General features: G+C 64.4%; 10 protein-coding genes and 1 pseudogene. 6 read left to right on the forward strand and 5 right to left on the reverse strand.

The window, feature by feature from the left end; genetic code table 11:
- The first annotated feature begins 8 nt into the window (after window positions 1–8).
- Entirely contained in the window at window positions 9–4,274 is a 4,266-nt protein-coding gene (locus PMM47T1_RS20250; protein WP_008372417.1) for a DEAD/DEAH box helicase, read from the forward strand.
- Window positions 4,275–4,394: 120 nt separating this feature from the next.
- On the opposite strand, the gene PMM47T1_RS20255 is transcribed toward PMM47T1_RS20250, so the two are convergent.
- Entirely contained in the window at window positions 4,395–5,720 is a 1,326-nt protein-coding gene (locus PMM47T1_RS20255) for an APC family permease (RefSeq protein ID WP_008372418.1), read from the reverse strand.
- A 99-nt stretch (window positions 5,721–5,819) separates the two neighbouring features.
- Window positions 5,820–6,638: a carbon-nitrogen hydrolase family protein gene (locus tag PMM47T1_RS20260; RefSeq protein WP_008372419.1), complete on the reverse strand. Its 819-nt coding sequence runs from the start codon at window positions 6,636–6,638 to the stop codon at window positions 5,820–5,822.
- Between the two features lie 125 nt (window positions 6,639–6,763).
- Between PMM47T1_RS20260 and PMM47T1_RS20265 the strand changes: the two genes are divergently transcribed.
- From PMM47T1_RS20265 to PMM47T1_RS20275, 3 genes are read left to right on the forward strand one after another with little or no spacing between them, the layout of a single operon-like run.
- Window positions 6,764–7,564 carry a helix-turn-helix transcriptional regulator gene (locus tag PMM47T1_RS20265; RefSeq protein WP_008372420.1) on the forward strand — a complete coding sequence of 267 codons (801 nt, stop codon included), beginning with the start codon at window positions 6,764–6,766 and terminating at the stop codon, window positions 7,562–7,564.
- A 34-nt stretch (window positions 7,565–7,598) separates the two neighbouring features.
- Window positions 7,599–9,209, forward strand: a complete 1,611-nt coding sequence (locus PMM47T1_RS20270; protein WP_008372421.1) for an FMN-binding glutamate synthase family protein — start codon at window positions 7,599–7,601, stop codon at window positions 9,207–9,209.
- A gap of 50 nt (window positions 9,210–9,259) precedes the next feature.
- Complete coding sequence (locus PMM47T1_RS20275) at window positions 9,260–9,487, forward strand: YheU family protein (RefSeq protein ID WP_008372423.1); 228 nt, start codon at window positions 9,260–9,262, stop codon at window positions 9,485–9,487.
- A gap of 33 nt (window positions 9,488–9,520) precedes the next feature.
- Here PMM47T1_RS20275 and PMM47T1_RS30615 read toward each other — a convergent pair whose 3' ends face one another.
- Together PMM47T1_RS30615 and PMM47T1_RS20280 are read right to left on the reverse strand one after the other, a co-directional pair.
- Window positions 9,521–9,646 (reverse strand): PA1414 family protein, encoded by a 126-nt coding sequence (locus PMM47T1_RS30615; protein ID WP_008372425.1) that lies wholly within the window; start codon window positions 9,644–9,646, stop codon window positions 9,521–9,523.
- Window positions 9,647–9,810: 164 nt separating this feature from the next.
- On the reverse strand, window positions 9,811–10,215 hold the full coding sequence (locus PMM47T1_RS20280) for a hypothetical protein (protein WP_008372427.1): 405 nt from the start codon (window positions 10,213–10,215) through the stop codon (window positions 9,811–9,813).
- A gap of 124 nt (window positions 10,216–10,339) precedes the next feature.
- Here PMM47T1_RS20280 and PMM47T1_RS20285 point away from each other — a divergent pair, with 124 nt between their 5' ends.
- Window positions 10,340–10,615: a hypothetical protein gene (locus PMM47T1_RS20285; protein WP_008372429.1), complete on the forward strand. Its 276-nt coding sequence runs from the start codon at window positions 10,340–10,342 to the stop codon at window positions 10,613–10,615.
- A 40-nt stretch (window positions 10,616–10,655) separates the two neighbouring features.
- Here PMM47T1_RS20285 and PMM47T1_RS20290 read toward each other — a convergent pair whose 3' ends face one another.
- Window positions 10,656–11,993, reverse strand: a complete 1,338-nt coding sequence (locus tag PMM47T1_RS20290; protein WP_008372431.1) for a DEAD/DEAH box helicase — start codon at window positions 11,991–11,993, stop codon at window positions 10,656–10,658.
- A 163-nt stretch (window positions 11,994–12,156) separates the two neighbouring features.
- On the opposite strand from PMM47T1_RS20290, the pseudogene PMM47T1_RS20295 reads away from it, so the two are divergent.
- A pseudogene (locus PMM47T1_RS20295) lies at window positions 12,157–13,446 on the forward strand (mechanosensitive ion channel family protein).
- Window positions 13,447–13,537 lie beyond the last annotated feature (91 nt).

Consider the following 13,537-nt stretch of genomic DNA (forward strand, 5'->3'; position numbering starts at 1 on the left):
AATAGTGCATGACCCTGCCCGCCTTCGACGACCCGGCGCTCGACGGCTTCCACCCCGCCGTGCGCGCCTGGTTCCAGCACAGTTTCCCGGCCACCACCCCGGCCCAGGCCGCCGCGTGGCCGCGGATCAAGGCCGGCGAATCGCTACTGGTGGCGGCGCCCACCGGCTCGGGCAAGACCCTCACTGCCTTCCTGGCAGTGATTGACGACCTGGTGCACCTGGGCAGCGAACTGCCGCAGCAAACGCTGGTGGTTTACGTGTCGCCCCTCAAGGCGCTGTCCAACGATATCCAAATCAACCTGCAACGCCCCCTGGCCGGCATTGCCGAGCAGCTTGAGGCCAGGGGCCTGCCCCCGGTGCCGATCCGCACTGCGGTGCGCACCGGCGACACCCCACAGAAAGAGCGGGCAGCCATGCGCAAACTGGCGCCGCACATTCTGGTCAGCACCCCGGAATCGCTGTACGTGTTGCTGGGGTCGGCGTCGGGCCGCACGATGCTCGGCAGCGTCACCACGGTGATTGTCGACGAGATTCACGCGGTGGCTGCCAGCAAGCGCGGCAGCCACCTGGCGCTGAGCCTGGAGCGGCTACAGGCTTTGTGCAGCGTACCGTTGCGGCGCATCGGCCTGTCCGCCACCCAGCAACCCATCGAGCGCGTGGCGCGCTTTCTAGTGGGCCATGAACGGCCCTGCGCCGTGATCGACATCGGCCACGCACGCCCACGCGACCTGGCCATCGAGGTGCCGCCCGTACCGCTGGGCGCGGTGATGGCCAATGACGTCTGGATGCTGGTGTACGACCGCCTCGCTGAACTGGTGCGCGAGCACCGCACCACCCTGGTGTTCGTCAACACCCGGCGCCTGGCCGAGCGCGTGGCCCGCCACCTCAGCGACCGCCTGGGCCGTGATGGCGTGGCCGCCCACCATGGCAGCCTGGCCAAGGAGCGGCGCCTGGACGCCGAGCAGCGGCTCAAGCGCGGCGACCTGCGCGTGCTGGTAGCCACCGCATCGCTGGAGCTGGGCCTGGACATTGGTGACGTCGAACTGGTGTGCCAGATCGCCTCGCCGCGGTCGATCTCGGCGTTCCTGCAACGGGTGGGCCGCTCCGGCCACCAGGTTGGCGGCACCCCCAAGGGGCGGTTGTTCGCCACTTCGCTGGACGACCTGATCGAATGCACGGCGCTGCTGGACTGCGTGCGCCGGGGCGAGCTGGACACCTTGCACATTCCTGTGGCGCCACTGGACGTGCTGGCCCAGCAGATCATCGCCGAGGTCAGCTGCCAGGAATGGCACGAGGACGCCCTGCTGGCTCTGATACGCCGGGCCATGCCCTACCAGCACCTGGACAACGCCCACTACCAGGCGCTGCTGCGCATGCTGGCCGAGGGTTACAGCGGCCGCCAGGGCGTGCGCGCCGCCTACCTGCACCGCGACGCCGTCAGCGCTACTTTGCGCGGCCGCCGCGGCGCACAACTGACGGCGATGACCAGCGGCGGCACCATCCCCGACAATGCCGACTACAGCGTGGTGCTCGAACCCCAGGGGCTCAACGTAGGCAGCGTCAACGAAGACTTCGCCGTGGAAAGCATTGCCGGCGACATCTTTCAGCTGGGCAACACCTCCTACCGTATCCTGCGCATCGAGACTGGCCGGGTACGGGTGGAGGATGCTCAGGGCCAGCCGCCCAATATCCCGTTCTGGCTGGGCGAGGCGCCGGGGCGCAGTGACGAGCTGTCATTCGCCGTGGCCCGCCTGCAAGCGCACATCGATGCCCAGCTTGCCGTGCAGGCCGGGCATGTGCCCGCCGTGGTCACGGCGCTGCAATCCACCCTGGGTATGGGCGCCGACAGCGCCGAGCAACTGGTCGATTACCTGGCCCGTACCCGCAATGCCCTGGGCGCGCTGCCGTCCCGGGACACGTTGATCATGGAGCGCTTTTTTGACGAGTCCGGCGGTACGCAACTGATCATCCACACGCCGTTCGGCAGCCGCGTCAATCGTGCCTGGGGCCTGGCCTTGCGCAAGCGCTTGTGCCGCACCTTCAACTTCGAATTGCAGGCGGCGGCCAGCGAGGACGCCATCGTGCTGTCACTGTCCACCAGCCACAGTTTCGAGCTGGATGAGGTGTGGCGCTACCTCAACAGCAACAGCGCCGAGCACTTGCTGATCCAGGCCGTGCTCGACGCCCCGCTGTTCGGCGTGCGCTGGCGCTGGGCTACCGGCGTCGCCCTGGCGTTGCCACGCTTTGCCGGTGGGCGCAAGGTGGCCCCGCACGTGCAGCGCATGAAGAGTGAAGACCTGATTGCCACGGTGTTTCCCGACCAGATCGCCTGCCTGGAAAACATCGTTGGCGAGCGCGATATTCCCGATCATCCGCTGGTGGAACAGACGCTCGACGACTGCCTGCACGAAGCCATGGACAGCGAAGCCTGGCTGGCCTTACTGCGGCGCATGGAACAAGGCCAGGTGCGCCTGATAAGCCGCGACCTGCCCGCGCCGTCGCCATTGGCGGCGGCGATTCTCAACGCCCGCCCCTACGCCTTTCTGGACGACGCCCCGCTGGAGGAACGGCGCACCCAGGCCGTGCTCAACCGGCGCTGGAGCGAGCCCCAGGCCGCCGATGACCTGGGTGCCCTGGACGCGGAAGCCATCAGTGCGGTGGCGCTGGAAGCCTGGCCCGCGCCCCAGGGCCTGGACGAAATGCACGAAGCCCTGATGCAACTGGCCGCGATCAATAGCCGTGAAGTTGGCCACCACCCCCAATGGCAGGGCTGGCTGCAGGCGCTGGCCGCCGGCGGGCGGGCGACCTTGATGGACGTGGGCAACGACCAATTGCTGTGGTTGAGCGTGGAGCGCCTGACGCTGATGCAGGCCATCTACCCCCAGGCCACCTGCGTCCCACCCCTGACACCGTTGACCGGTTTCGATGACGCCTGGGACCCGGACAGCGCCTGTCAGGAACTGCTGCGGGCGCGCCTGAGCGGCTTCGCGCCGCTGCGCCTGGGGGAAATCGCCGGCCCGTTGAACCAGCCTTTGGCGGCGATAGAACACGCCCTGGCCCGCCTCGAAGGCCAGGGCTATCTGCTGCGCGGCCAGTTCCGCCCCGGCATGCGGGACAGCCAGTGGTGCGAGCGCCATCTGCTGGCGCGCATTCACCGTTACACCATCAAGCGCCTGCGCCGGGAAATCGAACCGGTGAGCCTGCAGGACTTCATGCGTTTCCTGTTGCAGTGGCAACACCTGGACCGCGCTACCCGCTTGCAAGGGCCGGGCGCACTGGCCCAGGTGCTCGACCAACTGGAAGGTTACTGCGCACCGGCCGGGGCCTGGGAAAGCGACCTGTTGCCCAGCCGCCTGCGCGACTACAACGGCCAGTGGCTGGACGATGCCTGCCGCACCGGCAAGACCCTGTGGACGCGCCTGGCTGCCAGCGGCAAACCGCTGACCGCCACCTTGCGCGCAACGCCCATTGTGCTGTTGCCCCGGGCGCGGGCCAATCTGTGGCGAGGCTTGTCGGCGGCCGTGACCCTTGATGAACTGTCGCCTCGGGCACGCAAGGTGCATGACGTGCTGAGCCAGCAGGGCGCGTTGTTTTTCGATGAGCTGGGCACCGATGCGCACCTGTTGCGCAGCGAACTGGAAACCACGTTGCAGGAGCTGGTGGCCGCCGGGCTGGTCAGCGCCGACAGTTTTGCCGGCCTGCGCGCACTGATCACCCCGGCCAGCAAACGCCAGGGCCGCAGCCCCCGCCGGGGGCGCGGCGCCTTCATCGGCGGCATGGACGACGCTGGGCGCTGGGCGTTGCTGCGCCCGGTGCAGCAGCGTGACGAGGAGCCGCTGGAGGCGGTGGCCATGACCTTGCTGCGCCGCTATGGCGTGGTGTTCTGGCGGCTATTGGAGCGTGAGGCGGACTGGCTGCCCAGTTGGCGCGAACTGTTGCGTACCTATCATCGCCTGGAAGCTCGCGGCGAGGTGCGTGGCGGCCGCTTTGTCGGCGGCCTGGCCGGCGAGCAGTTTGCCCTGCCGGAGGCCATCCCGGTGCTGCGCGAGGTGCGCAAACGCGCGCTGGATGACAGCCTGGTGGCCATCAGCGCCAGCGACCCGCTGAACGTAGCGGGCACCTTGCTGCCGGGGGTCAAGGTGCCGGCCGTCAGCGGCAACCGCCTGGTGCTGCGCGATGGCTTGCCGGTGGCCGCCATCATCGCTGGCAAGCCGGTGTACTGGGAAGCGCAAACCCCCGAGTTGCGTCAGGCTTTAATCCAGCAGCGCGCCTGACGCGGCCCTACGGCATTGCGCTTGCGGAGGTGCCGAAAGCTGCGCAACGGTCCGCAGGACCTTCAGCGTTGTCATACCGATCGCGGGTCGCGCAGCGCGCCAGCATCCGTGCGGCGCGCGTCAGGCGGCTTCCTGGAAATCCATTTCCGGCGGCTGGCGGCGCAGGCCGCCGGTGAGCACCAGCAGGTACACGCAACCCACCGCCAGCCAGCTCACGCCCAGGACAATCGCCAGGTGATCAAGGCTGACCATCAACCACAGGTCCGCCAACAGGCCGATCAAGGGGCACAACAGAAACAGCAGGAACTCCTGCGGCCCGCGTTTTTCACCGTTGATCCAGTAGTGAAAAATCACCGACAGGTTCACCAGGCTGAAGGCCAGGAACGCACCGAAGTTGATGAACGAGGTGGAGGTGGTGACGTCCATCTTCAGGGCCAGCAGGGCCACCACGCCGCACAGCAGGATGCTGTTGATGGGTGTGCCGAATCGCTGGTTGAGTGCGGCGAAAAAGCTTTTTGGCAGCACGCCATCGCGGCCCATGGCGAACAGCAGGCGCGAACCGCTGGCCTGGGCCGACAGGCCCGAAGCGAACTGGCCAACGATCAAGCCGATCAGGAAGATCGACACGAACAGGTCACCGCCAATGTTGCGGGCAATCTCGTAGGCGGCCGAATCGACGTTGTCGAACACAAAGGCCGGATGCGCCACTTGCACGAAGTACGACACCGCCACGAAGACCAGCCCGCCAATCAGCGTGATGAGCATGATCGCCCTCGGAATGGTGCGGCGCGGGTCGCGGGTTTCCTCGGTGAGGGTGCTGACCGCGTCAAAGCCCAGGAACGAGTAACAGGCAATGGCCGCGCCGCTCATGATCATTGGCACGTGCATGTCGGCGTTGAAGAATGGGGCTATCGACCACATCGACTGGCTGGCGTCGCCACCGATGTAGTGAATGGCCAGCACCACGAAGGCTACCAGCACCAAACCCTGCACCAGCATCAACAGCGAATTGACCGTGTTGGCCAGCTTCAGGCCCACGCAGTTGATCAAGCTGGTAATGCCAATGAACAGGAGCACCCACACCCATTGCGGCACGGCAGGGAACGCCGAGCCCAGGTAGGCCGCGCCGATCAGCCAGATGGCCATGGGCAGGAACAGGTAATCCAGCAGCACCGCCCAGCCGGCCAGGAAGCCCAGCTTGGGGCTGATGGCCTTGCGTACGTAGCTGTAGGCCGAGCCGGCCACCGGGAAGGCGGCCGCCATGCGCCCATAGCTCATGGCGGTGAAGAACATGGCCACCAGCGCCGCCAGGTAGGCGGCCGGCACCATGCCGGCGGTGGATTGAGCGAGGATCCCAAAGGTTCCCAGAACGATGATCGGCGTCATGTAGGCGATGCCGAACAGCACCACCGACCCCAGGGAAAGGGTGCGTTGCAAACGAGCCATATGCGACTACTCCGCGATTATTAGATTTTATGGCAGAACCGAGGTCGGCAAAAAACAGGGTGGCGGCGGGCCTCTGCGGGCTCGCGCGCCAAATGAAAATCAGCGAGGGATGATCAGCTCCCGCAGGCCGCTGGCGTGTTCAATCACCTCGCCCGGCAGGCGCAGACGCTGGTCGTCCAGGTAGCGATAGTCCTTGCGGGCGGCCTGCAGCTGCTCAAGGTCCAGTTCCACACTGAACTGGCACTCATCGCGACCGGCCTCCTGCAGCAGGGAGCCGAACGGGTCCACCAGGGCGCTGCCACCGGCGAACACCAGGCCGCCGTCGCCGGCGCCCACGCGGTTGACCATTAACGCAAAGGCCTGGTTTTCCTGGGCGCGGGCCATGATGGCGGTGCGGTGGGTGGGGCCGTAGGGGTCCATGTTGCCGTTGGTGACGATGAGCAATTCGGCACCCAGTTGCGCCAGGGCGCGGGCACTCTCGGGGAATTCGATGTCATAGCAAATCAGCAGGCCCACGCGCACGCCCTGCCACAGGGCGGTGGCGTAGCGGTCACCGGCGCTGAACACGCCACGGTCCGAGGCCCACAGGTGGGTCTTGCGATACTTCAAGGCAATGCCTTCGGGGGTAATCAGCAACGTGGTGTTGTAGAAGTGCCCCAGGTGGTTCTCTGCCACGCCGATGACCACGGCAATATCGCGCTCGCGGGCCGCCTGCTCGATGGCGCGCACGGTGGCACCGTCCAGGGGTTCGGCCACGGACGCCACGGTCTGTGCGGACGGGAAGCCCATCAAGTGGGTTTCCGGAAACACCAGCAGGCGCGTATCCTCGGCGCACGCGGCAATGGCCGCCAGGGCGCGTTCAAGGTTATACGCGGTGGCGTTGTCCTTTCCCGCCAGTTGGGCAAGTTCGACCTTCATGGGTTCTCCTTGTTAATAGACTGACTGTGGGAGCTGGCTTGCCAGCTCCCACAAGAAACGAGTATGCGCAGCACACCCCCGTCAGGGGAATTACGCAGCCGGGGTAACCCGATAGGGGTAGTTGCATGAGTCTTTCGTTGGACGACGTGGCCTGGCACCGGGCCGTGGGGCAATTGATCGAGGGCCTTGACCAGGCCAATTTCTGGACGCGCCTGGTGCGCCTGCTGGACCAATACGTTCCGTTCGACAGCTGGGTGGCCCTGCTCTTCAGCAGCAACCAGCGGCCGCTGGTGTTCGCCGAGTGCCCCGGCGAGGACGGCAGCCCCGACCAGTTGTTTCAGGACTACCTCAAGGGCCTGTACCTGCTGGACCCGTTCTACATCGCCAGCCGCGAGCCCATGCCGGACGGCTTGTATCGCCTGGCCGAAGTGGCGCCGGAACACTTCGAGCTGACCGAATACTACCAGCGCTACTTCCGCCTGAACGTGGTGGCGGACGAAATCCAGTTCAATTGCCGCGTCGACGCCGACCGCACCCTGTGCCTGTCTTTGGGCAGCACCCAACGTTTCTCGGCCCGGCAGATCGCCCTGCTGTCACTGATTCAACCTTGGGTGCTGGCCCTGTTGCGCCAGCGCCTGACGTTCGAGGACAGCAGCGCGCCCGTGGTCGCCACGGGCAACACCAGCAGTGACTGGCGCAGCCAGTTGGAGGCCTCGGTGCAACAGCTCAAGGGCGCACAATTGACCGCCCGCGAACTGGACGTGGGGCGCCTGATGCTCAGCGGCTGTTCGAGCAAGGAGATCGCGCGCAAGCTGGATATTTCGGTGGAAACCGTCAAGGTTCACAAAAAACACATGTACAGCAAGCTAGGCATCAAGTCGCAATCCGAGCTATTTTCCATATTCCTGCAGGCCCAGAACGCCTGAGCCTGACTTGTTGCTGGTCACCCGGGGATATTGCATGAGCCTGTCGCTGCTGAGCCGTTACGCGTTCTTTGCCGCCTGTGTACTGTTCACCCTCGCCTGCATGCCGTTCATGCACCATGACTGGTTGTGGCCCTTCGCGTTCACCGGTGCCGTGCTGAGCCTGATCGGCATCTTCGACCTGCTTCAGACACCCCACGCAGTGCGGCGCAACTACCCCATCCTGGGTAACATTCGCTATCTGGTGGAGGGCATACGCCCGGAGATTCGCCAATACCTGCTGGAATCCGACAGCGACGCCCTGCCCTTCTCGCGCGCCCAGCGCTCGCTGGTGTACTCGCGGGCCAAGAACGAAAGCGCCGACAAGCCCTTCGGCACCTTGATCGACGTGTACGAGCCAGGGTTCGAATTCATCGGCCACTCCATGCGCCCGGCACCCCTCAGTGACCCGGCCAGTTTCCGGGTGATCATTGGTGGCCCGCAATGCACCCAGCCCTACTCGGCGTCGCTGTTCAACATCTCGGCCATGAGCTTCGGCGCCCTGAGCGCCAACGCCATCCGCGCGCTGAACCAGGGCGCCAAGCTCGGCAATTTCGCCCATGACACCGGCGAGGGCAGCATCAGCCCCTACCACCGCGAACATGGCGGCGACCTGACCTGGGAGCTGGGCAGCGGCTACTTCGGCTGCCGTACCAGCAGCGGCCTGTTCGACCCGGAAAAATTCGCCACCCAGGCCCGCGAGCCGCAAGTGCGCATGATCGAAATCAAGATGAGCCAGGGCGCCAAGCCCGGCCATGGCGGCATCCTGCCCAAGCACAAGGTCACCCGTGAAATCGCTGACACCCGGGGCGTGATGATGGGCGAGGACTGCGTGTCGCCGTCACGGCATTCGGCGTTTGCCACGCCGCTGGAGATGATGCATTTCATTCAACAACTGCGTGAACTGTCCGGCGGCAAGCCGGTGGGGTTCAAGTTCTGCATGGGCCACCCATGGGAGTTCATGGGCATCGCCAAGGCCATGCTGGAAACCGGCATCCTGCCGGATTTCATTGTGGTCGACGGCAAGGAGGGCGGCACGGGCGCCGCGCCCGTGGAATTCACCGACCACATGGGCACGCCCATGCGCGAAGGCCTGCTGTTTGTGCACAACACCTTGGTGGGGGTGAACCTGCGGGACAAGATCAAGCTGGGCGCCAGCGGCAAGATTGTCAGCGCCTTCGACATCGCCAGCGTGCTGGCTATCGGCGCCGACTGGGCCAACTCGGCGCGCGGCTTCATGTTTGCCATCGGCTGCATTCAGTCCCAGAGCTGCCATACCAACAAATGCCCCACCGGCGTGGCCACCCAGGACCTACTGCGCCAACGCGCCCTGGTGGTGCCGGATAAGGCCAACCGGGTGTTCAACTTCCACCACAACACCCTCAAGGCCCTGGCCGAGATGCTGGCGGCAGCGGGGCTGGACCACCCCTCGCAGCTACAGGCCAAGCACTTGGTGCGACGTATGTCGGCCACCGAAGTAAAGCTGTTTTCGCAATTGCACGTGTTTCTCAAGCCCGGTGAACTGTTGAGCGGGGAAGTGAGTGGCGAGTTCTACCAGCGCATGTGGGCCATGGCCCGGGCTGACAGTTTCGAGCCCAATGCAATCTGACGGCGCCTGGCGGCAGCAGTTACAATGCGGGACTTATTGCGAGAACGTCCATGCTGATTCCCCACGACCAATTGTCGCCAGAAACCCTGACATTGCTGATTGAAGATTTTGTCACCCGCGACGGTACCGATAACGGCGACGAAACGCCGCTAACCACGCGTGTGGAGCGGGTACGCCATGCGCTGGCCAAGGCCCAGGCCTTCATTGTCTTCGACCCCGAGAGCCAGCAGTGCACGCTGATGCTCAAGCATGACATCCCTCGGGAACTGTTCGATTGACATCAGGCCGCTGCCTCGCGGCAGCGGCTGCGATCAGCGGCGCGGCTGGCGACGGCGGTCGTTGTCTTCGGTGGGAATCGGGATCGGCTGCAATGGCGGCGGGATCAGGCCCAGGGCAACGCCAAGGTCATGGAGCCAGTTGTACAGAGTGCGGTTCATAGAGCCCCCCTTAGGGTAAACCTGAGCGACAGGTCAATGTTTTCGTCGTCTCAAGCAGATCATAGTCCTGATTGCCATCACGCGCACCGGCTAAAGTGCGGCAAAAGGTCTCAGACGGGTCGAATTTCATCCACTGCCCGACGAATGCCCGATAACCGCACGTCTCACACCGAGCCACCGGCAATCTGAGCCTTGCCGGCCACCTCGTCGAAGGTTTCCGGCAACAGCCCGTCTTCCTGATCGTCCAGCACCTGGCGGGGGTGGTCATGGCCAGGGATGCTGCTGTCGATCAGGCTCAGCAGGCTGGAACCCCGGGGCGTCAGCACGAAGTTTTCGCCATTGCCGCCCTCGTCTTCCGGCCGGGGGGCGATATAGCCGCGTTGCAGCAGCAATTGCTCATACTCCCCGGCCACCGCCTTCAAATGGTCCAGGTCACCGGCCGCCTCGCCTTCGCTGGCCTTCTGCGCCGCGAGCTGCTCGGCGTAGGGCCGCGGGGTAAAGCTGTGCCCGGCGCCGTTCTGCACCTCGTGGAGCAAGCGTTCGATCAAATCCCAGTTATACGTTGTCATCCTGAGCAACCTCCAACCAAGTGAAAGGGCTTACACAGGTTGTGACCCGCCAGCCGCGCAGCCGTTCACGCTGAACTTTCACGGCGCGCGCAGGCTCCACCGAAAACCCATGGGAGGCTTGAGCATGAAGACCTTATTGAGCGTAACGGGCGTGCTGGCGGTACTGCTCAGCGTGAACGCCCTGGCCTGCACGCCGGAAGAAGCCACGGCCAAGCGTGAGCAACTGGCCCGGGAAGTGGCGAAAATCACTCAGCAGAACCCGCAGAAGGCCAAGGAAATCAACGATGAGTTGCAGGGCATGCAGCTGGACACCGCCAGCAAGGACTTGCCGGACAAATGCCAGCTGATAGACAAGCGCTTGCAGGAGCTGGATGAAGCCGGCAAGAAAGCCGGCTCCTGAATCCGTATCTGTGCGACCCGGTCCGCTCCTACAGGGCGCGTTATTCTGCGTCAGCGGCCGGCTTGCGACGCTTGAGCGGCGCCATGCCGTCAGCGCTCACCAGTTGGTCGGCCTTGGGCTTGTTGACCGTCTTGCGCTTGGTCGGGCCCTTGGCGGCGGTTTTCTTGTCGCCCTTCTTGGGGTCGGTCTTTTTCTTCTTCACGCCCACGGCCTTGCCCGAAGCCTTGACCTTCTTGGGGCCACCGTAGGTGCCTTTGACTTCCTTGATCACCCGGCGCTCGAACTTCTGCTTCAGGTAGCGCTCGATGCTCGACATCAGGTTCCAGTCGCCGTGGCAGATCAGCGACACCGCCAGGCCCTCGTTACCGGCGCGGCCCGTGCGGCCGATACGGTGTACGTAGTCATCGCCGCTGCGTGGCATGTCAAAGTTGATCACCAGGTCCAGGCCATCCACGTCCAGGCCGCGGGCGGCGACATCGGTGGCCACCAGAATCTTCACGCCACCCTGCTTCAGGCGGTCGATGGCCAGCTTGCGGTCCTTCTGGTCCTTGTCGCCGTGCAGCACGAACGCCTTGTATTCCTGAGCCACCAGGCGGCCGTAGATACGGTCGGCCATGGCGCGGGTGTTGGTGAAGATGATCGCCTTCTGGTAAGTCTCGTTGGCCAGCAGCCAGTTGAGGATCTGTTCCTTGTGCACGTTATGGTCAGCGGTAACGATCTGCTGACGGGTGCCCTCGGCCAATTGGCTGACGTTGTTGATCAGCAGGTGCTCAGGGTCTTTCAGCACTTTGCTCATCATGTCGCGCAGGCCGGCGCCGCCGGTGGTGGCGGAGAACAGCAGGGTCTGGGCGCGGTCCTTGCACTCCTCGCTCAGGCGCGTGACGTCCTCGGAGAAGCCCATGTCCAGCATGCGGTCGGCTTCGTCCAGCACCAGCACTTCGACCTTGCTCAGGTCCAGGTTGCCGGCATTGAGGTGTTCCAGCAGACGGCCCGGGGTACCGATGAGGATGTCCGGCACCTTGCGCAGCATGGCGGCCTGCACCTTGAAGTCTTCACCGCCGGTGATCAGGCCGGACTTGATGAAGGTGAACTGCGAGAAGCGCTCCACTTCCTTCAGGGTCTGCTGGGCCAGCTCGCGGGTTGGCAGCAGGATCACCGCGCGAATTTCCACGCGCACCTTGGCCGGGCCGATCAGGCGGTTGAGGATCGGCAGCACGAAGGCTGCGGTCTTGCCGCTGCCGGTCTGCGCCGTCACTCGCAGGTCACGCCCTTGCACTGCCAGCGGGATAGCCGCTACCTGCACCGGGGTAGGCTCGACAAAATTCAGCTCGGCCACGGCTTTGAGCAGGCGTTCATGCAAGGGGAATTGGGAAAACACGGGTGTTACCTCGGCGAAGTACATAAATTCAACTGCATAGCGTAACGGTTTGCGCGCAAATTAGCCGACTTTCTTTACGTGCGGTTACGTACTTATTGCGATTTTTTCGTGCCAATGGGCTCTAATGGTCAGTCCATCCGCTATTGGACACTGGCCGCAACCCATGGACATTCACAACATTTGGCTTCAGGCCCAGGCCCTATGGGGGTCGCTGGATCAACACCCGCAGCTGAACGCCAGCCTCGGCCTGGTGCTGTTGCTGGGCATCGCCGTGGTGCTGGGGCGCGTGGCGCGCCAGGTACTGCTGTACGCCGTGCGCCTGCTGGGCCGCCAGCCGGCCTTGCACTGGCTGGAAGACTTCCTGCACAACAAGGTGTTTCACCGCCTGGCGCAAATGGTGCCCTCGTTGGTGATCCAGTTCGGCCTGGCGCTGGTGCCTGCCCTGGGCGACAAGGTCGCGCATTTCATCGGCAACCTGGCCCTGGCGGTGAGCATCCTGTTTCTGGTGCTGGCCCTGGGCGCGCTGCTCAACGCCCTGCTGGACATCTACGCGCGTACCGAACACGCCCGCACCCGCTCCATCAAGGGTTACGTGCAACTGGCGAAGATGATCCTGTACATCTTCGCCGCCATCATCATTGTCGCCACCCTGATCGACCGCTCGCCACTGTTGCTGCTGTCGGGGCTGGGCGCCATGTCGGCGGTCATTTTGCTGGTGTACAAGGACACCCTGCTGTCGTTCGTGGCCAGCGTGCAGTTGACCAGCAACGACATGCTGCGCGTGGGCGACTGGATCGAAATGCCCCAGGTAGGCGCCGATGGCGACGTGGTGGACATCACCCTGCACACGGTGAAAGTACAGAATTTCGACAAGACCATCGTCAGCATCCCCACCTGGCGGCTGATGTCCGAGTCGTTTAAGAACTGGCGTGGCATGCAGCAGTCGGGTGGCCGACGCATCAAGCGCAGCCTGCACATCGACGCCAGCGGCGTGCGTTTCCTCAGCGATGACGAACAGCGACACCTGGCCCAGGTCCACCTGCTCACCGCCTACGTGGGCCGCAAGCAGGCCGAAGTGGCCAGTTGGAACCAGGCCCAGGGCGACGTGGCTGACCTCGCGGCCAACCACCGGCGCCTGACCAACCTGGGCACCTTCCGCGCCTTCGCCCTGGCTTACCTGAAAAGCCACCCCGACATCCAGCCGAACATGACCTGAATGGTCCGCCAGATGGAAACCGACGGCCAGGGCGTGCCACTGGAAATCTACTGTTTCACCCGCACCACGGTGTGGGCGGAGTACGAGCGAATTCAGGGGGATGTGTTCGATTATCTGCTGGCGGTGCTGCCGGAGTTTGGCCTGGGGTTGTACCAACAACCCAGTGGCGCGGACATGCGGGTGGGGCTGGCAGGAAAGCGAGGCATCGCCACCGAGCACAGCCGCCCCGCGCTTTAGTAATTTTCACTAGCCGAAGGTTTTTTTTGCAACTGCCCAGGGCCCCGTCCCTGCTAATAGCATTCATGCCCATCGTTCTCCGAACCATAGG

The sequence above is a fragment of the Pseudomonas sp. M47T1 genome, from assembly GCF_000263855.1.
GTDB lineage: Bacteria > Pseudomonadota > Gammaproteobacteria > Pseudomonadales > Pseudomonadaceae > Aquipseudomonas.